The sequence below is a fragment of the Kribbella sp. NPDC020701 genome (genome assembly GCF_055562215.1).
The window spans coordinates 148,022-170,856 of the sequence record NZ_JBVHFT010000004.1; the positions used below are offsets into that span (position 1 = coordinate 148,022).

Annotated in this window: 19 protein-coding genes; 11 read left to right on the top strand and 8 right to left on the bottom strand. The window is 68.8% G+C overall.

Annotated elements, in window-relative coordinates:
• Nucleotides 1–5: 5 nt before the first annotated feature.
• Nucleotides 6–1,436 carry a wax ester/triacylglycerol synthase family O-acyltransferase gene (locus tag ACZ3HV_RS10940; RefSeq protein ID WP_465683090.1) on the top strand — a complete coding sequence of 477 codons (1,431 nt, stop codon included), beginning with the start codon at nt 6–8 and terminating at the stop codon, nt 1,434–1,436.
• Nucleotides 1,436–1,585: a hypothetical protein gene (locus ACZ3HV_RS10945; RefSeq protein ID WP_465683092.1), complete on the top strand. Its 150-nt coding sequence runs from the start codon at nt 1,436–1,438 to the stop codon at nt 1,583–1,585. Before ACZ3HV_RS10940 ends, ACZ3HV_RS10945 begins: the two co-directional genes overlap by 1 nt.
• Here ACZ3HV_RS10945 and hrpA read toward each other — a convergent pair.
• Together hrpA and ACZ3HV_RS10955 are read right to left on the bottom strand one after the other, a co-directional pair.
• Complete coding sequence (hrpA, locus tag ACZ3HV_RS10950) at nt 1,582–5,685, bottom strand: ATP-dependent RNA helicase HrpA (protein ID WP_465683094.1); 4,104 nt, start codon at nt 5,683–5,685, stop codon at nt 1,582–1,584. The genes ACZ3HV_RS10945 and hrpA overlap by 4 nt on opposite strands.
• A gap of 180 nt (nt 5,686–5,865) precedes the next feature.
• Entirely contained in the window at nt 5,866–6,270 is a 405-nt protein-coding gene (locus tag ACZ3HV_RS10955; RefSeq protein WP_465683096.1) for a universal stress protein, read from the bottom strand.
• Nucleotides 6,271–6,605: 335 nt separating this feature from the next.
• Here ACZ3HV_RS10955 and ACZ3HV_RS10960 point away from each other — a divergent pair, with 335 nt between their 5' ends.
• Together ACZ3HV_RS10960 and ACZ3HV_RS10965 are read left to right on the top strand one after the other, a co-directional pair.
• Entirely contained in the window at nt 6,606–7,451 is an 846-nt protein-coding gene (locus ACZ3HV_RS10960; protein ID WP_465683098.1) for an LLM class flavin-dependent oxidoreductase, read from the top strand.
• Between the two features lie 152 nt (nt 7,452–7,603).
• Nucleotides 7,604–8,326 carry a hypothetical protein gene (locus tag ACZ3HV_RS10965; RefSeq protein WP_465683100.1) on the top strand — a complete coding sequence of 241 codons (723 nt, stop codon included), beginning with the start codon at nt 7,604–7,606 and terminating at the stop codon, nt 8,324–8,326.
• Nucleotides 8,327–8,330: 4 nt separating this feature from the next.
• Here ACZ3HV_RS10965 and ACZ3HV_RS10970 read toward each other — a convergent pair whose 3' ends face one another.
• The 3 genes from ACZ3HV_RS10970 to ACZ3HV_RS10980 are packed head-to-tail and all read right to left on the bottom strand — an operon-like array spanning nt 8,331 to nt 11,624.
• The gene (locus ACZ3HV_RS10970) at nt 8,331–9,935 is read right to left on the bottom strand and encodes an AMP-binding protein (protein ID WP_465683102.1); all 1,605 of its coding nucleotides are present in this window, start codon (nt 9,933–9,935) and stop codon (nt 8,331–8,333) included.
• Complete coding sequence (locus ACZ3HV_RS10975; protein WP_465683103.1) at nt 9,932–10,819, bottom strand: SDR family NAD(P)-dependent oxidoreductase; 888 nt, start codon at nt 10,817–10,819, stop codon at nt 9,932–9,934. The genes ACZ3HV_RS10970 and ACZ3HV_RS10975 overlap by 4 nt, the downstream gene beginning before the upstream one ends.
• 10 nt (nt 10,820–10,829) lie before the next feature.
• Nucleotides 10,830–11,624: an alpha/beta fold hydrolase gene (locus ACZ3HV_RS10980; RefSeq protein WP_465683105.1), complete on the bottom strand. Its 795-nt coding sequence runs from the start codon at nt 11,622–11,624 to the stop codon at nt 10,830–10,832.
• Nucleotides 11,625–11,805: 181 nt separating this feature from the next.
• Between ACZ3HV_RS10980 and ACZ3HV_RS10985 the strand changes: the two genes are divergently transcribed.
• Complete coding sequence (locus ACZ3HV_RS10985) at nt 11,806–12,933, top strand: M24 family metallopeptidase (RefSeq protein WP_465683107.1); 1,128 nt, start codon at nt 11,806–11,808, stop codon at nt 12,931–12,933.
• A 24-nt stretch (nt 12,934–12,957) separates the two neighbouring features.
• On the opposite strand, the gene ACZ3HV_RS10990 is transcribed toward ACZ3HV_RS10985, so the two are convergent.
• Complete coding sequence (locus tag ACZ3HV_RS10990) at nt 12,958–13,950, bottom strand: GlxA family transcriptional regulator (protein WP_465683109.1); 993 nt, start codon at nt 13,948–13,950, stop codon at nt 12,958–12,960.
• A gap of 70 nt (nt 13,951–14,020) precedes the next feature.
• Between ACZ3HV_RS10990 and ACZ3HV_RS10995 the strand changes: the two genes are divergently transcribed.
• The 3 genes from ACZ3HV_RS10995 to ACZ3HV_RS11005 all read left to right on the top strand — a co-directional run bounded on the left by ACZ3HV_RS10995 (nt 14,021) and on the right by ACZ3HV_RS11005 (nt 18,065).
• Nucleotides 14,021–15,295 carry an MFS transporter gene (locus tag ACZ3HV_RS10995; RefSeq protein ID WP_465683111.1) on the top strand — a complete coding sequence of 425 codons (1,275 nt, stop codon included), beginning with the start codon at nt 14,021–14,023 and terminating at the stop codon, nt 15,293–15,295.
• A gap of 46 nt (nt 15,296–15,341) precedes the next feature.
• On the top strand, nt 15,342–15,821 hold the full coding sequence (gene soxR, locus ACZ3HV_RS11000; protein WP_465683113.1) for a redox-sensitive transcriptional activator SoxR: 480 nt from the start codon (nt 15,342–15,344) through the stop codon (nt 15,819–15,821).
• A gap of 117 nt (nt 15,822–15,938) precedes the next feature.
• A complete protein-coding gene (locus ACZ3HV_RS11005; RefSeq protein ID WP_465683115.1) occupies nt 15,939–18,065 on the top strand; it encodes a RecQ family ATP-dependent DNA helicase in 2,127 nt (708 codons plus the stop codon).
• Here the strand turns inward: ACZ3HV_RS11005 and ACZ3HV_RS11010 are convergent, their stop codons facing one another.
• On the bottom strand, nt 18,066–18,851 hold the full coding sequence (locus ACZ3HV_RS11010; RefSeq protein WP_465683117.1) for an ArsR/SmtB family transcription factor: 786 nt from the start codon (nt 18,849–18,851) through the stop codon (nt 18,066–18,068). It abuts the gene before it with no gap.
• A gap of 107 nt (nt 18,852–18,958) precedes the next feature.
• Between ACZ3HV_RS11010 and ACZ3HV_RS11015 the strand changes: the two genes are divergently transcribed.
• The 3 genes from ACZ3HV_RS11015 to ACZ3HV_RS11025 are packed head-to-tail and all read left to right on the top strand — an operon-like array spanning nt 18,959 to nt 21,216.
• The gene (locus tag ACZ3HV_RS11015) at nt 18,959–19,753 is read left to right on the top strand and encodes a GNAT family N-acetyltransferase (protein WP_465683119.1); all 795 of its coding nucleotides are present in this window, start codon (nt 18,959–18,961) and stop codon (nt 19,751–19,753) included.
• 19 nt (nt 19,754–19,772) lie between these two features.
• Nucleotides 19,773–20,513: an SDR family oxidoreductase gene (locus ACZ3HV_RS11020; protein WP_465683121.1), complete on the top strand. Its 741-nt coding sequence runs from the start codon at nt 19,773–19,775 to the stop codon at nt 20,511–20,513.
• A 4-nt stretch (nt 20,514–20,517) separates the two neighbouring features.
• Nucleotides 20,518–21,216: a MerR family transcriptional regulator gene (locus ACZ3HV_RS11025; RefSeq protein WP_465683123.1), complete on the top strand. Its 699-nt coding sequence runs from the start codon at nt 20,518–20,520 to the stop codon at nt 21,214–21,216.
• Here ACZ3HV_RS11025 and ACZ3HV_RS11030 read toward each other — a convergent pair.
• Nucleotides 21,203–22,759, bottom strand: a complete 1,557-nt coding sequence (locus ACZ3HV_RS11030) for an adenylate/guanylate cyclase domain-containing protein (protein ID WP_465683125.1) — start codon at nt 22,757–22,759, stop codon at nt 21,203–21,205. The two genes, ACZ3HV_RS11025 and ACZ3HV_RS11030, sit on opposite strands and share 14 nt — an antisense overlap.
• Nucleotides 22,760–22,835: the final 76 nt, after the last annotated feature.

Consider the following 22,835-nt stretch of genomic DNA (forward strand, 5'->3'; position numbering starts at 1 on the left):
ACGTCATGGCCGGCACACGTCTCCTCGACCGAGTGACAGCGTCGGATCTGTTCCTACTCTTGTGGGACGACTACGGCTGGTCCACCGACATCGGCGGGCTGGCGATCCTCGACGGCACCAGCCTGCTCGACGAGCAGGGCCGCGTCCGTATCGACGTGGTCCGCCGGCACCTGGAGCCGCGGCTGCAGCTCGTGCCGCGCTTCCGGCAGTTGCTCTACCGGCCTCGGCTGGGGCTGGGCTGGCCGCTGTGGGTCGACGCCCCCTCTTTCAACCTCGCGGATCACATCAAGGTTCACCCGCTCGCTGGTTCCGCCGACCAAGCCCAACTGCTGCAGGCATGCCAGGAACTGGCCCGGACACGGTTCGATCCAGCCCGGCCGCTGTGGGAGCTGTGGCTGCTCCCCGGCCTGCCGGAGCGACGCATGGGCGCGTTCTTGAAGGTCCATCATGTCCTCGCCGACGGGCCTGCCGCGATGGCTGCCTTCGGCGCGCTGCTCGACCGGACTGTCGATGCGTCCACTCCCGCAGCACCGCTGTGGACGCCGACGCCGATCCCGTCGGTCGGTGAGCTGCTGCGCGACAACCTGCGCCGGCGCGGGCAGGAGCTGGGTCGGGGGGTCTCGGGCATGGTCCATCCGCGGCGGACGCTGCACGAGGCACGACGGACCTTGCCGGCGTGGCGGGAGGTGCTCACCGAGCAGCCTGCCCCGCATACCAGCCTCAACCACCCGGTCGGTACCGAGCGTCGGCTGGCCGTCGTACGCAGCCGGCTCGACGTCGCCCAGCAGGTCGCCCACGTTCACCACGCCAAGGTCAACGACGTGATTCTGTCCGCGGTGGCAGGCGGCCTACGCCGGCTGCTGGCAAGCCGTGGCGAAGAGCTCGACGGGCTCGTGCAGCGTGCGATGGTGACCATCTCCCAGCATCAGGAGCGGCCTGGACAGGCGCGTGGCAACAAGCCCGGCTGGATGATGGTGCCGCTGCCGCTCGGCGAGTCCGATCCGGTACGCCGGCTCCAGTTGATCGCGAGCGAGACGGCCGCGCGCAAGCACGAGACCCGGCCGGAGGCCGGCAGCGGGATCTTCCGGTTCGTCGCAGGTCAACGCGTCTGGTACCGGATGTTTCCGCGGCAGCGGTCGGTGAATCTGGTCGTCAGCAACGTCCCGGGCCCGCCGGTGCCGCTGTATCTCGCCGGCGCACGGGTGCTCGAGACGTTCCCGCTGATGCCGCCGATGGGCAACCTGACCCTCGTCGTCGCCGCGCTGTCGTACGCCGGGCAACTCAACCTCACCGCGGCCGTCGACCGGGACAGCTGTCCGGACGTGGAGGTGTTCACCCAAGGCGTGCACGACGCCCTGGACGAGCTCGGGCGAAATGTCCTGCTACCAGAGGCCGGCGGACGGAGCCAGCAGACCGCGGGCGGAGGAGGACCGTGATGAACACCGTGCGATCGAACGGATGCGACCTCTATTACGAGGACGTGGGAGGGCGCATCGAAGGTGCCGGCCATGTTGCCCCCTTCGATGGAACCGCCAACTTCGTGCAGCTGATCGCCGACAGCATCACCTCTGACGATCTGGTCTAGCTTGCGGCGAGAGCCTTCCGGATCCGCTTCTCCGACACGGGGTACGGCGTACCGATGGTCTGGGCGAACAGGCTGATCCGCAGCTCCTCGAGCATCCAGCGCACCTCAAGGAGTTCGGGGCTGGGGTACTTTCCGGTGGGGACGGCCTGGAGGCGTTTGCGGTACTCGTCGGTGAGGGTCTGGACGATCGCCATGCCAGAACGGTCGCGCATCGCGTTGGCACCGATCTTGTCGAGGCGTTGCTCCATCCCGCGCAGGTAGCGGACCAGATCCGGAAGCCGCCGGGCGCTGGTCTCGGTGATGAAGCCCGGGTGGACCAGACTCTCCAGTTGGCCGCGCACGTCGGACAACGCTGCGATCAGTGCTGGGCTCGAGGCTCGCGAGATCTGTTTGTCCACGGTGCGCGCGTGGGCGAGCACCTGCTCGACCTGGCGCAGGATTGTGAGAACGGTGTCCGCGAGCTCCGAGCGTACGGCGTCGCGCAGTACGGAGAATGCGGTCAGGTTCCACGCCGGGCCGTGGGCAGCGGCCATCAACTGGTCGACGGCCGCGGAGATCGCGTCGTCGAGCAGCTCACCGACGTTGCGGTGCGGACCGGCCATCAGCGTCATCTTCTGCTGGTTGGTCAGGTTCCTTTGTACGACGTCGATCACCGACGGCATCGTCAGTAGCAGGAGCCGGCGGGTGCCGTTCCACATCGCGGCGGCCTGGTCCCGTTCGGTCTCCTGCAGCCGGATCGCAACAGTTTTGCCCTCGTCGACCAGCGCCGGATAGCCGGCCACGGTCAGGCCGTTGCGGTGCTCGGAGAAGCTGCGCGGAAGGTCACCGAACGTCCAGTCGGTCAGGCCGGACCGCTCCAGCCCGCTGACCGCCTTCGACGCGACCTTGGAGATGGCCGCCGTCGTTTTCGGCTTCAGGCGTTCCTTGAGCTTGGCGAGATCCTTGCTCTCGGCCACGGTCTTACCCTTGTCGTCGATCACCCGGAACGTCATCCGCAGGTGCTCCGGAACCCGGGTCCAGTCCCAGTCGCCGGGCTCGATCACCACGTCGCGCAGGTTCCGCAGTTCGCGGGCCAGCGCGTCGGTGAGCGGGCCGGAGGCCGGGTCGAGCTGGGGGAGGACCTGGCGGGCGTGGTCCGGCGCGGGCACGATGTTCCGCCTGATTGCCTTCGGCAAGGACTTGATCAACGTGGTGACCAGTTCCTCGCGGAACCCGGGCACGCTCCACTCGAACCCGTCCGCGGTGACCTGGTTCAGCACCAGCAGCGGGATGTGTACGGTCACGCCGTCCGCGTCGGTTCCGGGCTCGAAGGCGTACGTGAGATCGAAGGTCATCCCGTTCTGGGTCCAGTGCAGCGGGAACTCCTCGGCCCTGACCTCGGCGCCCTCGCGGACCACCAGCGACCGCTCGAAGTCGAGCAGGTCGGCGTCCCGCTGGCGAGCCTTCTTCCACCAGGTGTCGAAGTGGGTCCCGGTGACGACCTCGGAGCCGATACGTTCGTCGTAGAAGGCGAACAGCGTCTCGTCGTCGACCAGCAGGTCGCGGCGGCGGGTGCGTTCCTCGAGCTCCTCGACTTCCTCGATCAGCTTGCGGTTCTCATGGAAGAACTTGTGGTGGGTGTCCCAGTCGCCCTCGACCAGCGCGTGCCGGATGAACAGCTCGCGCGACACCTCCGGGTCCACCTTGCCGTAGTTGACCTTGCGCCGGGCAACGATCGGTACGCCGTACAGCGTGACCTTCTCGTAGGCCATCACAGCACCGGCCTTGCGTTCCCAGTGCGGCTCGGAGTACGAGCGCTTGATCAGGTGCCCGGCGAGATCCTCGGCCCACTCCGGCTCGATCTTCGCGTTCACCCGGGCCCACAGGCGGGACGTCTCGACCAGCTCGGCCGCCATCACGAACTGCGGCGGCTTCTTGAACAGGCCGGAGCCGGGGAAGATGGCGAACTTGGTGCCGCGGGCACCGAGGTACTGGTGCTGGTTGGCCGGGTCCTTCATGCCGAGATGGGAGAGCAGACCGGACATCAGCGCGACGTGGACGCTCTGCGGATCGGCCGGCTCGCCGGTGTTCAGGGTGACGCCGATCTGGGACGCGACCTGGCGGAGCTGGGCGAAGATGTCCTGCCACTCGCGGACGCGCAGGTAGTTCAGGTACTCGCTGCGGCACATCCGGCGGAACTGGTTGCCGGAGAGCTCCTTCTGCTGCTTCTTCAGGTAGTTCCAGAGGTTCAGGAATCCGAGGAAGTCGCTGTTCGGATCGCGGAAGCGGGCGTGCGCCTGCTGGGCCTGAGCCTCGGCGTCGGTCGGGCGTTCGCGCGGGTCCTGGATGGACAGCGCGGCGGCGATCACCATCACCTCGCGGACGCACGCGTGCTTGTCGGCCTCGACGATCATCCGGGCCAGGCGCGGGTCCAGCGGGATCTGGGCCAGCTGGCGACCGATCGGGGTGAGCCGGCGGTGGCGATCGGAGGCCTTGGCGGCTTCGATGGCACCGAGCTCGGTGAGCAGCTGCAGACCGTCGGTGATGCTGCGCTTGTCCGGCTCGTCGATGAACGGGAACGCGGCGATGTCGCCGAGCCCGATCGAGGTCATCTGCAGGATGACGGACGCCAGGTTGGTGCGCAGGATCTCGGGATCGGTGAACTCCGGACGGTTCTCGAAGTCCTCCTCGGAGTACAGCCGGATACAGATGCCGTCGCTGGTCCGGCCGGAGCGGCCCTTGCGCTGGTTGGCGCTGGCCTGCGAGACCGGCTCGATCGGCAGGTGCTGGACCTTGGTGCGATGGCTGTATCTCGAGATGCGCGCCGTACCGGGGTCGATCACGTACTTGATGCCGGGGACGGTCAGCGAGGTCTCGGCGACGTTGGTCGCGAGGACGATGCGGCGATTGGAGTGCGCCTGGAAGACGCGGTGCTGCTCGGCGTTCGACAGGCGTGCGTACAGCGGCAGGATCTCGGTGGTGTTTCGCCGATCACTCTTGAACTTGTCGTTCAACGCGTCGGCCGTGTCGCGGATCTCGCGTTCACCGCTGAGGAAGACCAGTACGTCGCCGTCGGCCTCGTACTCGAGTTCGTCGACGGCATCCAGGATCGCCTGGGTCTGGTCGCGGTCGATCGTGCTCGGGTCGTCCGGGTCGTTGATCTGGCGGTAGCGGACCTCGACCGGGTACGTCCGGCCGGAGACCTCGACGATCGGGGCCGGCGTACCGCTGCTGTCGGCGAAGTGCGCGGCGAACCGCTCGGGGTCGATGGTCGCCGAGGTGATGATCACCTTGAGGTCGGGGCGGCGGGGGAGCAGCCGCTTGAGGTACCCGAGGATGAAGTCGATGTTCAGGCTGCGCTCGTGCGCCTCGTCGATGATGAGGGTGTCGTAGCGGGTCAGGTCGCGATCGCGCTGCAACTCGTTCAGCAGGATGCCGTCGGTCATCACCTTGACCAGCGACCGGTCGCTGACCTTGTCGGTGAACCGGATCGCGAACCCGATCGTCTCGCCGAGCTCGGTGCCGAGCTCCTCCGCGATCCGCTCCGCCACCGTCCGCGCCGCCAGCCGCCGCGGCTGGGTGTGCCCGATCATGCCCTGCACACCACGACCCAGCTCGAGACAGATCTTGGGAATCTGCGTCGTCTTCCCGGACCCCGTCTCACCCGCGATCACCACCACCTGGTGATCCCGGATCGCGGCCGCGATCTCGTCCTTCAGCTGACTGACCGGCAACTCTTCCGGATAAGAGATCTCCGGCACGGCAGCCCGCCGTACCTCCACCCGCCGCTCAGCCTGTTCGACGGCCCCGACCAGGGTCTGCAGCGCCTGCGCCCGCTTCCGCGCATCCTGCGTCCCCCGAACCCGCTCCAACCGCCGCCCAAGCTGCTCCCGATCAGACGTCAGCAACCCATCCAACCGAGCCGCCACCTCACCGACCGACAACCCACCTTCGCCGGGGGAGTTGTCGCTGGTGTCGGTCTGAGTTGAGCCTTGCTTGGCTCCCGGCGCACCGCCCGGCTTCGGTCCACGCCGGCGACGAGGCCGGCGGCGTACGGCGGGGTCCTGGACGGGACCGGTGGCTGGGGAAGGACTCGACGACTCGGTCCGGGCATCAGGCATAACCCGACCAGTTTAAGCGCCCACCCCCAGCCCCTCACCCGGTTTACCAAAGCCGACCAGCCGAACCGGACCCCCAAGCCATCACAACCGGCCGTCCAACCAACTCCAAGGCGGCCCGATGCGACATCAACCGCAGATGTGATGGCCTGCGCGTCCGCAGCCCACCCCACCGGCCTGCCCTTACTCGTGTGCGGACGGAGCCTTGACGGCCAGGACTGGGACGGGGGACTCCAGGAGGACGCGTTGGGCGGTGCTGCCGAGGATCAGTTTGCCGACAGGGCTCCGGCGACGGAGACCGAGGACGATCAGGCCGACATCTTCGGCGGCAGCTGCTTTGAGGAGTTCGCCGGCTACGTCTCCACCGGAGACCGCCTGCTGAACCGACACCTCGACACCGTGCTCGCGCAGCTTGGCCTCAGCGGCGGCCAACTCATCGGCGTCGGCGTACCGAGCGTCGATGTAGGCATCACCACGGCTGGTGTTGAGCAGCAGAACAGACGCCCCACGCAGCCCAGCCTCCGCAGCCGCCGCAGTCAGCGCGGCCTCACCCTCGGGAGTTGGCACATAACCGACCAAGATCTTCACGCCTTCACTCTCCCATCACTCGCCAACCCGACTAACCCTCCACGCCGCACCCGGACCGGCGTCCCACCCTCCGGTACACGCCCGCCTGGCCCCCTCCACCAAGACCGCTGACCACTCCGCCCCGGACCTGCACCACTCACTCCCCAGTACCCGCTGACTACTCGATGGCGGACCTGCACCACTCACCAACCAACCGACGGACAGATAGCTCACGCTCGGCCACCTCGCGGCAGCGGTCAGGCACCCAGGTTGGTGAGTGGCACACGTCCGGCCGGGCGCTCGCCTCACCTGCACGGCGACCCGCTAGGCCCCTCAGAGCGGTTAGGGTCGGGCGCATGGTCGAACTGCAGGTGGTTCTGCCGGACGAGTCGGCGGCTATGGCTCCCGAACGGTTGGTCGAGCTCACCGTCGCGGCCGAGGAACTTGGATACGGTACGGCGTGGTTGCCGGATCATCTGTTGCCGCCGGGTGAGTTCGGCTCGACGTACGGCGGTGTTTACGAGCCGCTGGTGACCATCGGGTTCCTGGCAGCGCGAACGACGCGGATCCGGTTTGGCACCTCCGTGTTGGTGCTGCCGATGCGCAACCCGTACGTCGTCGCCAAGCAGGCCGCGACGTTGCATCGGTTGTCCGGTGAGCGCCTCGTCCTCGGAGTCGGCGCCGGGTGGGAGGCGACCGAGTTCGCCGCGGTGGGTGCGTCCTTCGAGGATCGCGGCCGGCGTACGGACGAGTGCCTCGGGATCATTCGGGGCTTGTTCTCCGGCGCGGATCTGGGCGGTGTGTTCGAGCCGAAGCTGCGTGCGCCGCTTCCGATCATGATCGGCGGTACGACGGTCCCCGCGTTGCGCCGTGCCGCGCGCTTCGGTGACGAGTGGCAAGGCCTCGGCCTGGACGCGGCCGGGTTCGCCGCAGCCGTCACCCGCCTCCGCGCGGAGGCAGCCGAGCCTGGCGGCCCAGGCCAGCCGGACCACACGGGCCGCTCGGACCACACGGGCCGATCGGGGCGCGCGGTGCGGGTTGGGACGCGGCTGGACTGGTCCGGCGGGGATCCTGGGCCGGTCGTGCGGTCGGCCTACGAGCTTGCTGAAGCCGGCGCCGACACCCTGGCGATCTACTTCGGCGACGAGCACGATTCCCTGGCCCGAATGACCCGCTTCCACAGCCTCTTCAAGCCCAACTGAACCCGCCGCACATCCCATTCCCGGGCGGCCGAGCCCCCCTCCGCAGCCGTTTACGGCGGGGTCTGGCACAGTCAGGGGTTGGCGAGGTCTTGAGGCTGGGGCGAAACGGTTCTGTTCTGGAGGGAGCGGTGGCGTCTTCAAAGGGGAGAAGCATGAAGCACCTTGCCATCCTGGGGAGTGCGGTAGTGACAGTCGCGTTGTTCGTCGGCATGGCTGTTCCACTGCGCGGCGGTCAGGACCGGGGTGTTGTTCCGGCACGGGCCGACTTCGGCTCCGGGACGTTGGGTAACTGGCCGACGATGTCGCACGGCATCGTGGGCAACTGGTCGACGGCGGAGGTCGGGCTGATCGGCGATTCCGTCACCACGCGGTGCTACCGATCGCTGGCGACGCTAGTGGCGCGAGCGGGCAGCACGCTCGCGGTCAACTACTGGTCGGGACGTCCCGCGGCTCCGGCCGTCGACTGGCTGTTGGCCCAGCCGAGGACTCCGAGAGTGCTGCTGGTGCAGTCAGGTCCGAGCGACATCTTTGATCCACCTGCGGTCGCCGCGCAGGTCGTCCGCGTGAAGGCCGGCCTCCCGATCGGCACCAGACTGTTCTGGTCGGATGTGCAGGTCGCCCGAACTCGCTACGCCCCAGCCGTCCAGCTGGCGGACGAGCGGAATTCGATGTGGGTCAACAACCAGCTGCGGGAGAACCTCCCGAAGTCCCAGATCATCCCGTGGTCGGCGTGGTTCTCCTCGAGTCCCGAACGCCGCCCGTACTACCTCCAGGACGGAGTGCACCCGTGGGCCACGGCAGGCACGGGTCACGGCGACGGGTGCGCGTTCTGGGCCGCGGCGATGATGTCTGTCGTGGCGAGTGCGATCGGGTGACACGTCACTGGGGACCGAGCCTGCTCCGTAGGACCTTGCCGGTGGCGTTGCGGGGGAAGTCGTCGAGGATGACGATCTGGCGAGGGGTCTTGTAGCGGGCCAGGTTGGCGCGGACGTGGGCGATCAGTTCGTCCTCGGTGACCGGCTCGTGGAGTACGACGTACGCGACGAGGCGTTGACCGAATTCGTCGTCGGGCACCCCGGTGACGACCGCCTCGGCGACCGCGGGGTGGGTGGCGAGGCATTCCTCGACCTCGACCGGGTACACGTTCTCGCCGCCGGAGACGATCATGTCGTCCTCGCGGCCGTCGACGAAGAGGCGGCCGGCTTGGTCCAGGTGGCCGAGGTCGCCGGTGCTCATCCGGCCGTCGACGACGGTCTTGCTGGAGCCGTCGGAGTAGCCGCCGAAGACCAGGCCGCCGCCGGCGAAGATGCGGCCGGTTTCGCCGACGGGCATCGGTCGGTCGGCGTCGTCGAGGATCCGGATCGAGCTGCCGAGGCAGGGGCGGCCGACCGTGCCAGGCGCCGCGATCAGGTCGGCCGAGGTGGCGATCGTGGCGATGCCGACCTCGCTGGATCCGTACGCGTCACACAACACGGGCCCGAAGCGTTCGATGAACCGCTCGGCGAGCGGCGCGCCCAGTGCGGATGCGCCGGAGATGACTGCGCGCAGCGACCGTAGGTCGTGCTCCGCGATCGCCGTCGGCCCGAGGTCCAGCATCCGGCGCAGCATCACCGGTACGGCGACGATCGCGCCGGCGCGGGTTGCTTCGGCGTCGGCGAGCACTGTGGCGGGGTCGAACTTCGGCCGCAGTACGAGCGGTGAACCGAGGAACAGCGCGAGCATCGAGGTCAGCAGGCCGAGGCCGTGGAACAGCGGCGGGCAGATGATCATCGGCTCACCGGACCGCAGACCGAACCGGCTGAGCGCGCTCGCCGTCAGTCCGGCCAGACCGAGCGCGGTCGGCACGCGTGGCGCGGCCTTCGGCGTACCGGTCGTACCGGAGGTGAGGATCGTGATGTGCCCGGGCGATTCCGGCGGCGGCGCCGGAGACGCTGTTGATCCGGCCGGTTCGTTGAGGTCCGAGAGGACGGCCAGGATGTCGGGTGGGGGAGTGAACTCGGGGTCGTGGATGAGGAGGTCGGGGCGGTGTCGGTCGAGGACGGCCTGTAGCTGTGGGGGAGCGAACTCGGTGTTCACGAAGAGGACGTCGGCACCGATCCGGGAGGCGGAGAGTGTTGCCTCCAGGAAGCCGCGGTGGTTTCGGCACAGGACTGCGACCTTGCTGCCGGCAACGATCTGGTAGCGGTCGTGGAGGCCGGCCGCGATGCGCTCGCAGCGGCGGTCGAGCTCGGCGTACGTGATCTCGTCCGACCCCGAGATGACCGCGGCGCGATCGGGATAGCGGATCGCCGCGATCGCGCCGAGTGCGGCCATCGACTGGCCCCAGGTGCGCAGTGCCCGCTCGATGCCGATCAGATGTCCCGGCCGCGCCGACCGCCAAACACCGGACTTGATCAGCGCGAGCGATACCCCGCCGACCTCGGCCGCGCCCTGCACCAGCCACTCCGGCGGCCGCATCGGCCTGATCGGACGCACGGTTCTCATGACTTGCCTCGCTTGGTGCGACCCCCGGTACGGCGGAAGTACTGCTCGAGCAACCGGTCCGTCGGGACGCGCAACAGGTTGCCCAGGGCATCGGCCGGGCGAACCATCGGTGGGGTGATGTTGTGCGGCCGCTCGGCGACCGCCGTACAGACCTGGTCCGCGGCCTGCTCCGGTGTGAGCCCGGGCATCTTGTTCAGCAACGGGGTCGGCTCGCTCATCCGCGTGTGCACCAGCCCCATATAGACGGTCGATGTGGTCACACCGTCGCCCCGGATCTCCTGCGCGATGCAACGCAGCCAAACGTCGAACGCGCCCTTCGACGCCAGGTACGCCGACCACCTCGCCATCGGCGGAGTCCGAACACCAGCCGTCGAGACGTTCACGATGTGGCCGGAGCCGCGGTCGCGCATCGACGGGAGCAGTTCGAGCACGAGCTTGGCCGGGCCGAGATAGTTGACCGCGTTCGTTCGCTCGATGTCGTGGAAGCGCTGGTACGAGTCCGCGATCGACCGCCGGATGGACTTGCCGGCGTTGCTCACCAGTACGTCGACCCGCCCGTGCTCGGCCAGCACCGTGCGAACCAGCTCCTCGACCGCCGCCGGCTCAGCCAGGTTCGCCGGATAGACGTACGCCGTACCGCCCGCCTCCCGGATCTCGCCGGCCACGACCTCCAACTGATCCGCCGTCCGAGCCACGAGCAAGACCGTCGCCCCGGCCCGGGCCAGCCGCCGCGCGGTCGCCTCGCCGATCCCGTACGACGAACCGGTCACCAGGATCACCTGGTCCCGCACGGCCGCGGCCAGCCGTTCGTCGGAGATCCGGGCGCGCCCGTTGGTCAGCGCGACAAGCAATGGCCACCCGATCGGACGCTTCCCAGTCACCATGCGCCAGACATTACCCGCTGGTAGCCGCGGATGGCAGGCGTTGCAGCCATTCGCGGATCAGTGCGCCGAACAACTCGGGCTGCTCGAGCTGCAAGTTGTGCCCGGCAACGTCGAGAGCGGCGAAGGTGGCGCGAGGGTAATGCGGCAGCAGCGCGTACTGATCCGCGTAACCGGTCACCGAGTCTTGTCGGCCACACACGATCAGCGTCGGTCCGGTGTAGACAGGTCCGCTCTCCGGCCCGATCGACAACGTCCAGTTCTGCTGAATGCGGTCGAGCGCCTTCGTATCGGCGACGGCGAGGCCAGGCGCCACGTCGGACCGGTACGCCGCCAGGGCGGCCGCCGTCTGGACCACGGCGAGATCGGTGAAATCCTCGCCCTCGGTGAGTGACTCGAGCACGCCCGGCTCGGTGCGCAGGACGACGTGTTCGGGCAGGGTCCGCTCACTGTGGATCAGTTCGCCGACAGGGCAGATCAGGCCGAGGCCGAGGATCTGCTCCGGTCGCTCCGCGATCAGCCCGCGCGCGAGGTAGCCGCCGTACGACTCGCCGATCACGACGAACGGCTCGGCGCCGATCTGCTCGTCGATGAACTCGCGGACGGCTGCCTGGATGCCGTCCGAGCTGTCGATATCGCCCGCCGGGCTCTGGCCCATGCCGGGGAGGTCGGGGTAGAGCCGCCGGTATCCGGGCAGCTCGGCGAAGATCGGCTCCAGGCAGCCGGTCATCAGGCGGTGGTCGGGGGGCCAGCCGTGCAGCGCGAGCACCGGAACGCCGTCGCCGTAGGACACATGGTGCAGTGTCATCGTGATCACCTTTCGCCAAGCCGGATCCGAGCATGATCCAAGCCGGACCAGTTGTAGCAAGCCCCGCCGACAGTTCGAGTGTCCCGTGAGTGATGTGGCTTGACGCTATCGGCGCCCAGGCACGCACCTGAACACCGCTATCGTTCAACCCACATCACTCACGGGACACTAGAGTCGCCTCATGTCGAGTCGCACACCGCAAGGTCCCGCCCCCGAAGCCGCCGTTCTCAAAGCCCGCCTGGAGCGTGCTCGTGAGGCCGCTGCCGGTACTGGTTTGCTGATCGCGCCGGGTTCCGACCTGCGCTACCTGATCGGCCAGGCGGGTGGCTCGTTCGAGCGGCTCACCGCGTTGGTCATCCCGGCCGATGGTCCGGTGGCCCTCGTCGTACCGAAGCTCGAGGCGCCCGGGTTCGCCGGCTCGCCGCTCGAAGAGCTGGGTGTCGACGTCGTCACCTGGGTCGACGGCGACGACGCGTACAGCGTGGCCGCGGATCGGCTGCGTGGCGCTGAGCGGGTTGCGGTCAGCGACTTCACCCCGGCACTGCACGTGCTCGCGTTGCGGGATGCGTTGCCGAAGGCCGAGCAGGTCTTGGCGGGCCCGATCGTCCGCGAGCTGCGGATGCGGAAGGACGCGGCGGAGATCGAGGCGCTGCGGAAGGCCGGCGCCGCGATCGACCGCGTACACGCGCGCGTCGGCGAGTGGCTGCGGCCCGGCCGGACCGAGGCCGAGGTCGGCGCCGACATCGCCGCCGCGATCGTCGAGGAAGGCCACGTGCTGGCCGACTTCGTCATCGTCGGCAGCGGCCCGAACGGCGCGAGTCCGCACCACGCGGTGTCCGACCGGGTGATCGAGGCGGGCGACGTGGTGGTCGTCGACATCGGCGGACCCGTTGCCGAGGGCTACAACTCGGACTCGACCCGGACGTACGCCGTCGGCGCACCACGGGATGCGGATGTCGCCGCGACGTACGCCGTCCTGCAGCAGGCGCAGCAAGCGGCGGTGGACGCGGTCCGGCCGGGAGTGTCGGCGGAGTCGATCGACGCGGCGGCGCGGGAGGTGATCACGGCGGCCGGGTTCGGCGACCTGTTTATCCACAGGACCGGACATGGGATCGGGCTCGACGTGCACGAAGAGCCGTACATTGTCAGCGGGAACGGGTTGCCGCTCGAGCCGGGGATGGCGTTCAGCGTCGAGCCGGGCATCTATCAGCCGGGGCGCTGGGGTGCGCGGATCGAGGACATCGTGGTGGTCACCGCGGATGGCGTCGAGTCGATGAACAACCGGCCGCACGAGCTGGTCGTGCTCTGACCTCAGCCCGCCACCCGGCAGTGGTCAGCCCGCGCGGAAGGTCTTGCGGTAGGCGAGGGGAGAGACCCCGAGCTCGGAACGGAGGTGATGACGCAGGGAAGCAGCAGTGCCAAGGCCCGCCAACTCGGCGACGCGATCGACGGACAGGTCGGTCGTCTCCAGCAGCTGGCACGCGTGCCGCACGCGTTGCTGCAGCAGCCACGTGCCCGGCGACTGTCCGGTCTCCGCCTTGAAACGGCGGCTGAACGTGCGCACACTCATCTGCGCCTGCGCGGCCAGCGTCGGCAGGCTGAGCTCGTCACCGAGCCGCTCGAGCGCCCACGCTCGCGTCGGCGCCGTACCTTCGCTGCCTTCCTCCGGTACGACGCGCTCGATGAATTGTGACTGCCCACCGTCGCGCCACGGCGCCACGACGCAGTGCCGTGCGGCCCGGTTCGCGACCTCGCTGCCGAAGTCGCGGCGGATCAGGTGCAGGCAGAGGTCCACGCCCGCCGCGAGCCCGGCGGAGGTGAGGATGTCGCCGTCGTCGATGAACAGGCGGTTCTCGTCGAGGTTCACCTGTGGATAGACGCTGCGAAACAGTTCGGCGCGCTCCCAGTGGGTGGTTGCCGGCCGATCGTCGAGCAGTCCGGCCGCGCCGAGGACGAACGCGCCCGTGCAGATCGACGCGATCCGGATGCCGGGCCGGATGGTCGCGAACGCCTCGGCCAGGTCGTCCGGCAGCGTGCCTTCATAGCGGGGCTTGGCGATGTAGGTGCCCGGGATGATCACGGTGTCCGCCTCGGCGAGGACCTCGGGTCCGTAATCCGGGATGAGGTTGAACCCGGCGCCGGCCCGGACCGGCTGCCCGGTCTCGAGCCCGCAGATCCGGACGTCGTACAGCTGGGTACCGTCCGCCTTCGTGGCCGCACCGAGCACGGTCGGCGGAATAGTCAGGTCGAACCCGACCACAGGTTCGAGGGCCAGCACGGCTACGACGTGCGGACCGACCGAGCTCAGGTGACGTTTGGCAGCCATGGCCATATCTTGACACATGATGGCGTTCCGGCCACTGGTTCGACGGTGATCGAACCGGCAATCTTGCCGGGTGACGCAGATTCTGGAGACGAAGAAGGCTGCCCGGGTCCATCTGGCCTGGGCAGTCGCCGCAGTAGGGTTCGTGACGCTGATCGGGGCGGCCGGCTTCCGGTCGGTGCCGGGTGTGCTGCTGGATCCGCTGCACGACGAGTTCGGGTGGTCGCATGCGACGATCTCGTCGGCGGTGTCGATCAACCTGCTGCTCTACGGCTTGATCTCGCCGTTCGCCGCCGCGCTGATGGACCGGCTGGGTCTGCGCCGGGTGGTGAGTGGAGCGCTGGTTCTCATCGCGCTCGGCAGTGGACTGACCGTCTTCATGAACTCGTCGTGGCAACTGCTGCTGTGCTGGGGTCTGCTGGTCGGCATCGGTACCGGATCGATGTCCATGACGTTCGTCGCCACGATCACCGGCCGCTGGTTCGTGCACCGCCGCGGTCTGGTCACGGGAATCCTGACGGCGGCCGGTGCGACTGGGCAGCTCATCTTCCTGCCCCTCATCGCGAGTCTGGCCGGTCACTACGGCTGGCGTATCCCGGCGCTCGTCGCGGCCGGCTCGGCGTTGGCCGTCGTACCGCTGGTGCTGTTTTTCCTGCGGGACTACCCGAGTGATGTCGGACTGCGCGCGTACGGCGCTCCTGAGGGCAGCACGGCTGGGCAGCGGGTCGAGTCGACCGGTAGTAGCGCGCTGCGGGCGCTGAACGCGTTGCGGACAGCTATGCGGCGTCCGCCGTTCTGGCTGTTGGCGGGTGGGTTCGCTATCTGCGGTGCGTCGACGAACGGGCTGATCGGTACGCACTTCGTCACCGCTGCGCACGACCATGGCATGCCCGCCACGACTGCGGCGTCGTTGCTCGCGTTGGTCGGTGTGTTCGATGTCGGCGGGACGATCGTGTCCGGATGGCTGACGGACCGGTGGGATCCGCGCTACTTGCTGATCGCCTACTACACGCTGCGTGGGCTCTCGCTGCTGGTGCTGCCATCGCTACTCGGTCCGACGGCTCAGCCGAGCGTCTGGGTGTTCATCATCTTCTACGGGCTGGACTGGGTTGCGACCGTGCCGCCGACCGTGGCGCTGTGCCGGGAGTGGTTCGGAGTGGACGGGCCGATCGTGTTCGGGTGGGTGTTCGCCTCCCACCAGATCGGTGCGGCTCTGGCTGCGACGGGTGCCGGCTGGATCCGGGACGCGCAGGGCAGCTACAACCTCGCCTGGTACCTGGCCGGCGGACTGTGCGCGGCGGCCGCGCTGATGTCCGCGAGCATCGGGCGCCGACTCGTGACCGCCTGAGCCCGTCCGCTAGCCTCGATCTAGGTTGAGGTTGGAGGGATGAGCGATGGACATCGAGCCGGGTGAGTTGACAGTCGGACAGCTGTCGCAGCGCAGTGGCGTGGCGATCTCGGCTCTGCACTTCTACGAGCGGCAGAACCTGATTCTCAGCCGCCGTACGTCGGGCAACCAGCGCCGGTACAAGCGGGACACGCTCCGTCGGGTCGCGTTGATCCGGATCGCGCAACGGGTCGGGATCCCGCTCGCCGAGGTGGCCGCGATCCTGGCGTTGCTCCCCGAGAACCGGACGCCGACGCGCGCGGACTGGGAACGCATCTCCGAGTGCTGGCAGGCCGAGCTCGACCGGCGAATCCTGCATCTGGAACAGCTGCGCGACGACTTCAAGGACTGCGTCGGCTGCGGCTGTCTGTCCCTCGACCGCTGCGCTCTCGCCAACCCGTACGACGCTCTCGCGGCGAAGGGCCCGGGTCCGCAGCGACTGGTGACCACCGAGGGCGAACCGTGTCATCCGGGGAAGTGCGCCTGACCACCAGCGGCGTGAAGTGCTCCTCGAGCAGCCGACCAGGGGGCGGGGCGGGGTGGTTTTCCACAGGGTGGGGGTTGGCGTCAGCGGACTGGGGGTGCGGGCGTCTAGGGTTTCGGCATGGCTGACACCAGCGGAACGCTCACTCTGACCGAAGCCCGCGCCGGGATCGCGGGCGGCGTGATCCAGGCGATCGCGGGCGAGAGCGCGCGGCTGCGAGCCGATCAAGAGACCGCCGTCGCGGCCCTGTGTGAGGCGGCCGCGCGAGTGCTCGTCGTGCAGGCCACCGGTTGGGGCAAGTCGGCGGTTTACTGGGCGGCGACCGCGATCCGACGAGCCGAGGGAGCCGGTCCGACACTGGTGGTGTCGCCGTTGCTGTCGTTGATGCGTGATCAGGTCGCGGCCGCGAGCCGCGCCGGCCTGCGCGCTGCCACGCTGAACTCGAACAACATCGACGAGTGGTCGAGTATCGAACACGACCTGCGTTCCGGTGCGATCGACGTACTGCTGGTGTCACCGGAGCGGCTCGCGAACCCCGGCTTCGGGCGGCGGGTGCTCGATGGGCTGGCTGGGCAGGTCGGGCTGCTGGTGATCGACGAGGCACACGCGGTGTCGGACTGGGGACATGACTTCCGGCCGGACTACCGGCGGGTGTCCGACGTTCTTCAGCAGCTCAACCCGAAGACTCCGGTCCTCGCCACGACCGCGACAGCGAACTCGCGGGTGACCGAAGACGTCGCGCATCAGCTGGGCGAGTCGACTCTGGTACTGCGCGGGCCGCTGGCGCGATCGAGTCTGCAGTTGGCGGTGGTCGATGCGTTGTCGCCGCTTGATCGGTTCGCGTGGGTGGTCGATCACCTGCCGAAGCTGCCGGGCTCAGGGATCGTCTACACGCTGACCGTGGCCGATGCGCAGCGGCTCGCGGCCGTGATTCAGGAGGTGCACGGTCGCGACGTACCGGTCGCCGCGTACACGGGTGGTTTGGACGCGGGGGAGCGGGAGAGCCTCGAGGACGCGCTGCGGGCCAATCAGTTGAAGGCACTCATCGCTACGTCGGCATTGGGGATGGGGTACGACAAGCCGGACCTCGGATTCGTGGTGCACGTGGGTTCGCCGCCGTCGCCGGTGTCGTACTACCAGCAGGTCGGGCGTGCCGGGCGAGGCATCGATCACGCGGTGGTGGTGTTGCTGCCGTCGGACGCGGATTCCGGGGTGTGGGACTACTTCGCGACCGCGACGATCCCCGTGCCGGAGAACGTCCAGCGTTTGCTGCGCGGGCTCGAGGGCTACGGGCCGGATCAGCCGGCGACCGTTCCGGCGCTGGAGGCCGAGACCGGGCTGCGTCGTACGCGTGTCGAACTGATGCTGAAGCAGTTGGCGGTGGACGGAGTCGTCGACCGGGTCGAACGTGGCTGGGTGCGGACCGGGGCGGAGTGGACCTTCGACGCGGCGCACTACGACGGGATCGTCGCGGTCCGCCGCCGCGAGGCCGACATCATGCGCGCGTACACCCGCGGCGACCGTTGCCTCATGCAACTTCTGCAGGAGTCACTGGACGATCCTTCCGCCGAGCCGTGCGGCCGGTGTTCGGTCTGCCTGGGCGAGTTGCCGGATCCGTTGGCGGCGCGCCCCGATCCGGAGACGGTCGGGACGATCACGCGACTACTGCGTGGCGAGGTGCACGTGCTCGATACGCGCAAGATGTGGCCCGGTGGCGCATTCGGCGCGCGGGGCAAGATCCCTGCCGGGCTCTCGGCCGAGCCCGGCCGGATCATCGTGTACGCCGACGCCCCCGAGTGGCGCGAGGTCCTGGAAGCTGCCTTCGACGGAACGCCTACGGATGACGCTCTCGAAGCCCTGAAGGCCGGTGCCGTCGCGGCCCTCTCCCGCTGGCGCGGATCGTGGTCCGGCCGCCCCGAGGTCGTCGTTCCGCTGCCGGCTGCCGGTCACCGCGAGCTGACGTCCGCGATCGCCGACCACGTCGCCACCGTCGGGCGCCTGGACCGGGCGGAGTTGACAGTCGACCGCAGCGGCTTCACCGACGACCTTTCCTCCGCAGAGGAAGCACGGGTGTGGCGCGACGGCCTGTCGGTAGACGGCACCACCGCCCAGGCCGTCACCGCCCGCACCGTCCTCCTACTCGTCGACGCGAGCTCCTCCCAATGGCCTGTCACGGTAGCTGCCGCCAAACTCCGCGAAGCCGGCGCCGCAGCCGTCCTACCCCTCCTCATACACAAGCGCCCGTAGTCACTTCACCGCGAGTTCGGTTTCGACGAAGGACTTGAGGTCGGAGATCAGCTGGATCCAGCCGTCGCTGATCATGGCGCGGATGGCGCTCCCTGGTTCGAAACCGGTGTGGATGACGGTGAGTTTGACCTGGCCGTCGACCGGCTCGAGCTCGAAGGTCGCCCGCGACAGCGGCTCGCGGCTGGTCTGCTGGTACAGGTCGTCGTCCATCCCGACCGCCTTCGCGAACTCCGGCGTGATGTGGTGCCAGGTGAACGACAGGCGCGTGTACGGCTCGTGCTCGAGCACCACCTGGCCCGGCCCGGCCATCGCGACGTCACCCAGGTGCCAGACCATCTCCGAGCCGGGCTTCCAGTCGGTCTCGTGCTGCACGTGCCAGTACTGCTCGGTGAACTTCGGGTCGGTCAGCGCCTGCCACAGCCGCTCCGGCGTGGTCTTGATGTAGGTCGTGTAGACGAAGTCGTTGTCGCTCATGGTTTCGGCCTCCAAAGCCGTTTTGAGATCGGCGAACAGCTGGACCCGCCGACGGTCGTACTGATGGATCCAGCGGTCCGCGATGGCGTTGATCGGCTCGGCGTTGAGGTGGTGCAGCTTCTCCCGGCCGCGCCACACGGTGGTGACGAGGTTCGCGGCCTCGAGCACGGTGAGGTGTTTGCTCACCGACTGCCGGGCCATGTCCAGACCGGCGCAGAGCTCTCGCAGCGTCTGCCCGTTGCGCGTGTTCAGCATGTCGAGCAGTTGCCGGCGGCTCGGGTCGGCCAGGGCGCGAAACACCTCGTCGTCCATTCCGCTCCGATCGGTTCATGCAGCCGTCTGGCTGCATGACCACATTAGGCAGCCGAAAGGCTGCATGTCAACCGGAATGCGATTGACGGATCCGCGAGGATGGCAGCGTGGAGATCAAGAGCCTCGGCTACCGGACCGACCTGTTGCTGCTGGAGCTCAGCGGGAGCGTGTTCGAAGACCGCGGTGAGCACGTCGTGGTGCGGACGCCGGACAACCCGGGCTTCTGGTGGGGGAACTTCCTGCTCTACCGCACGCCGTTCGCGCCCGGTGACACGAAGGCCCGCACGGAGACCTTCCGCCAGGAGTTCCCGGACGCGGAGCACGTTGCCCTGGGCATCGACAGTGTGGACGCGGAGATCGGGGCCGAGGACGAGCTGATCGCGGCCGGCTTCGACGTCGATCGGAGCGTGGTGATGACCGCGAGCGAGGTCGTCGCACCACGCCGGCCGAACGAGGAAGCGACGTACCGGCTGCTGAGTAGTGACGACGACTGGGAGCAGCTGGTCCAGCAGAGCCTGGCGACCGCGACGATGACGGTCGACGAGGACTACGTGCTGTTCACCCGGCGGAAGCTGGCGGCGAAGCGCGCGCTGGTGGAGGCCGGCCACGGGACGTGGTTCGGGGCGTTCGACGGTGACCGGTTGCAGAGCTCGCTCGGGCTGATGTTCGACGGCAAGGGGCTGGCGCGGTTCCAGAACGTGCAGACCTCGCTGGAGGATCGCGACCGTGGGCTCGCGAGCACGCTCGTCCACCGCGCGTCGACGTACGGGCTGACCGAGGGCGGGGCGCGGACGCTGGTGATGGTCGCGGACCCGGAGTACCTCGCGATCCGGATCTATCGCGCGCTCGGATTCGACGACACCGAGACCCAGCTGGGGTTCGCGCTGCCGCCTGCCTCCTGAGACATGACAGGGTAGGGGCATGACTGAGAGTGGGGTCGTGCTGATCACGGGCGGGAGCCGGGGGATCGGTGCCGCGTCCGCGGTGGCGCTCGCGGCGGACGGATGGGATGTCGCGGTCAACTACCGGACCCGGGCCGATGAGGCTGCGCGCGTGGTGAAGGCGTGTGAGCAGCTCGGGCAGCGGGCGATCGCGGTCCAGGCCGACGTCGTCGAGGCCGACCAGATCGAGCGGCTCTTCGACACCGTCACCGCCGAGCTCGGGCCGATCGGGGCCGTGATCAACAACGCCGGCATCGTGTCGCCGTCCGGCCGGGTCGCGGAGTATGACGCCGAGCGGCTGGACCGCGTGTTCCGGATCAACTCGATCAGCGCCTTCCTGGTCGCCGGTGCCGCGGTACGCCGGATGTCCACGGCGTACGGCGGATCCGGCGGAGTGATCGTCAACGTGTCGTCACGCGCGGCCGTGCTGGGCTCAGCCGGCGAGTACGTCGACTACGCGGCCAGCAAGGCGGCCGTCGACGCCCTCACCATCGGCCTGGCCAACGAGGTCGCCAAGGAGGGCATCCGCGTACTCGGCGTCCGCCCGGGCCTGATCGAGACCGACATCCACGAACCGGGCCGGCTCGACCGCCTGGGTACGACGCCACCGCTCGCCCGCCCTGGCAAGGCCGAAGAGGTTGCCGAGGTGATCGCGTTCCTCGCCTCCGATCGGTCGTCGTACATGACCGGCACCACTGTTGATGTCTCTGGCGGACGCTAGAGCCATGGGACTACGGCCGGTTGATCTGGCGCGGCGGGCAGCCATCTCGACGCAGCTGGTGCGGAACTACGAGGCGGCCGGGATCCTGCCGCCGGCGCCGCGATCCGACACCGGCTACCGGCAGTACGGCCCGGAGCATCTGTCCGCGCTGCTGACCTACCGCGCGTTGGCGCCGGGCTTCGGCGCGGAGACCGCCACGGAGATCATGCGGGCCGTGCACAACGGCGACGAACCGCTGGCCTACCGGCTGGTCGACGCGGCCCATGCCGCCCTGCACGAGCAGCGGCTGGCGACCGATGCCGCGAGTGAGGCGCTCGGCGCGATGGCCGCCGAGTATGTCGACGAGTCGCCGGCGAACGGGCCTTCGCTGCTGGTGGGGGAGTTGGCGCACCGCTTGGGCGTCCGCACGTCGGCGCTGCGCGTCTGGGAAGCCGCGGGGTTGCTGGCGCCGACGCGGGAGCCCGGGACGAAATACCGGCGGTACGGACCGGAGCAGGTGCGGGATGCGCGAGTCATTCACATGCTGCGGCAAGGGCGGTACTACTTCGAGCAGATCAAGCCGGTGCTCGACGGACTTCGCCGTACCGGGAGCACTGAGGCCTTGCGAGACGCGATCGCGGAGCGCCGCGCCGCCCACGACCGCCAGACCAAGGCGATGCTGCACGGAGCAGCACTCCTGTATCAGTTGATCACTGAGGGATAGCGAGATGGGTCGGCGCCGAGCGGCCGCGGACCGTGACCTGATCGCCGGGCTGCCAGCAGTCGGCCTCCGCTGGGGCTGACTCCTCGACGGCCGTCATCGAAGCGATCAGCCGGCCGGGCACGGACTTGGCCAGCTCACTGAGCCTGGCGGCTTCGTTCACCGGGTCGCCGATCACCGTGTACTCGTGCCGCCGTACGTCGCCGACCGTGCCGGCGACCACGATCCCGGCCGTCACGCCGATCCCAGCCGTTGCCTCCGGCAACTCATCGGCCAACCGCCGAGCCAGCTCCCGGCCCGCGCAGAGAGCGCTCCCTGCCGCGTCCGGCAGCTCGGCCGGCGCACCGAAGACGGCCAGCGCCGCGTCGCCGGCGAACTTGTTCACAAAGCCTCCCTGCCGGTCCACCTCGTCGACCACGATCTCGAAGAAGCGGTTGAGCAACTGGACCACCTCGGCCGGCGGTCGTTCCGCCGCGAGCTCGGTCGACCCGACCAGGTCGACGTAGAGGACCGCGACGAACCGCTCCTCACCACCGAGCCGATCGCTGGTGAGCGCTTCCTGGACGACGCCCGGACCGACGTACCGTCCGAAGACGTCCCGGATCCGCTCGCGCTCCCGGAGACCGTCGGCCATCCGGTTGAAGCCCGCCTGCAGTGACCCGAGCTCCGTGCCGTCGAAGACCGGGATGCTCACGTCGAGCTGCCCTTCGCCGATCAGGCTCAAGGCGGTCCGCACCGAGCGGACCGGCGCGACCACGGACTTGGCCGACAGCATCGTCAGCAGCCAGCCGTTGCCCAGTGCCACGAGGCCCAGCGCAAGGATCACGACCGATAGCCGCGTCGAGGAGACGTCCTTCTCGATCAGCGCGAGGACGGCGGCCAGCATCAGCCCGGCCACCGGCACACCGGAGCCCACCGCCCAGAAGAACACCGTTCGCGCCTTCAGGCCGGCCGCGAGCAACCGGCGCGGCGGCGGTGCGTCGACCAGCGCCCGGGCCGCGACCGGGCGGAGCGCGAACTCGGTCAGCAGGTACGACACCGCGCAGGTGATGATCATGCCGTCGAAGACGGTGACCGCGATGCGTAGCGCGTTCTCCGGCTGCAGCACGACGGTCACGATCGTGAAGATCACCCCGGCCCCCAGCCAGAGCAGGACCTCGATCAGCGTGAGCCTCAGCGGAAGCTGGAGGGTGGCGATCTGCTCGTGGCGGGTGGCCGGCCGTTCCTCCTCCACCCACCGCGTCACGCGCCGGGTCAGCCGCGTACTCCAGATGCAGCCGATCGCCACCGCGAGGAAGAAGTACAGCGGGATGACGATCGCCTCGAACAGCTTGAGGTCGTCGAGCAGGGGAGGCCCGGGCAGCACGAACACCGCGAGCACGAACACGACCAGGGCACCGATCAGGTTGGTCCCGATCGAGAACGTCGTCATCAGCACCTGCAGCCGGAAGCGCAGCAGCCGCGTGCTCTGGTCGGCCGGTCCCAGCAGCCATGACCCGAACGGCCGCCGCTTCAGCACCAGTTCGGGACTTCCCTGCGACATCATGGTCACAGTCTGCTAGCAGCCGCCCCGGTTTTCGCAATCGGCGTCAGGATCAAAGCAGGGTTTTGGCACCATGGTG

What these genes read in the sequence shown, in the direction of transcription:
- ACZ3HV_RS11025 (WP_465683123.1), top strand. Translation starts at nt 20,518, where the DNA reads ATGGGACTACGGCCGGTTGATCTGGCGCGGCGGGCAGCCATCTCGACG.
- ACZ3HV_RS10970 (WP_465683102.1), bottom strand. Translation starts at nt 9,935, where the DNA reads ATGAGAACCGTGCGTCCGATCAGGCCGATGCGGCCGCCGGAGTGGCTG.
- ACZ3HV_RS10990 (WP_465683109.1), bottom strand. Translation starts at nt 13,950, where the DNA reads ATGGCTGCCAAACGTCACCTGAGCTCGGTCGGTCCGCACGTCGTAGCC.
- ACZ3HV_RS10965 (WP_465683100.1), top strand. Translation starts at nt 7,604, where the DNA reads ATGAAGCACCTTGCCATCCTGGGGAGTGCGGTAGTGACAGTCGCGTTG.
- ACZ3HV_RS11005 (WP_465683115.1), top strand. Translation starts at nt 15,939, where the DNA reads ATGGCTGACACCAGCGGAACGCTCACTCTGACCGAAGCCCGCGCCGGG.
- ACZ3HV_RS10945 (WP_465683092.1), top strand. Translation starts at nt 1,436, where the DNA reads ATGAACACCGTGCGATCGAACGGATGCGACCTCTATTACGAGGACGTG.
- soxR (WP_465683113.1), top strand. Translation starts at nt 15,342, where the DNA reads ATGGACATCGAGCCGGGTGAGTTGACAGTCGGACAGCTGTCGCAGCGC.
- ACZ3HV_RS10940 (WP_465683090.1), top strand. Translation starts at nt 6, where the DNA reads ATGGCCGGCACACGTCTCCTCGACCGAGTGACAGCGTCGGATCTGTTC.
- ACZ3HV_RS10985 (WP_465683107.1), top strand. Translation starts at nt 11,806, where the DNA reads ATGTCGAGTCGCACACCGCAAGGTCCCGCCCCCGAAGCCGCCGTTCTC.
- hrpA (WP_465683094.1), bottom strand. Translation starts at nt 5,685, where the DNA reads ATGCCTGATGCCCGGACCGAGTCGTCGAGTCCTTCCCCAGCCACCGGT.
- ACZ3HV_RS10975 (WP_465683103.1), bottom strand. Translation starts at nt 10,819, where the DNA reads ATGGTGACTGGGAAGCGTCCGATCGGGTGGCCATTGCTTGTCGCGCTG.
- ACZ3HV_RS10960 (WP_465683098.1), top strand. Translation starts at nt 6,606, where the DNA reads ATGGTCGAACTGCAGGTGGTTCTGCCGGACGAGTCGGCGGCTATGGCT.
- ACZ3HV_RS11010 (WP_465683117.1), bottom strand. Translation starts at nt 18,851, where the DNA reads ATGGACGACGAGGTGTTTCGCGCCCTGGCCGACCCGAGCCGCCGGCAA.
- ACZ3HV_RS10980 (WP_465683105.1), bottom strand. Translation starts at nt 11,624, where the DNA reads ATGACACTGCACCATGTGTCCTACGGCGACGGCGTTCCGGTGCTCGCG.
- ACZ3HV_RS11020 (WP_465683121.1), top strand. Translation starts at nt 19,773, where the DNA reads ATGACTGAGAGTGGGGTCGTGCTGATCACGGGCGGGAGCCGGGGGATC.
- ACZ3HV_RS11030 (WP_465683125.1), bottom strand. Translation starts at nt 22,759, where the DNA reads ATGATGTCGCAGGGAAGTCCCGAACTGGTGCTGAAGCGGCGGCCGTTC.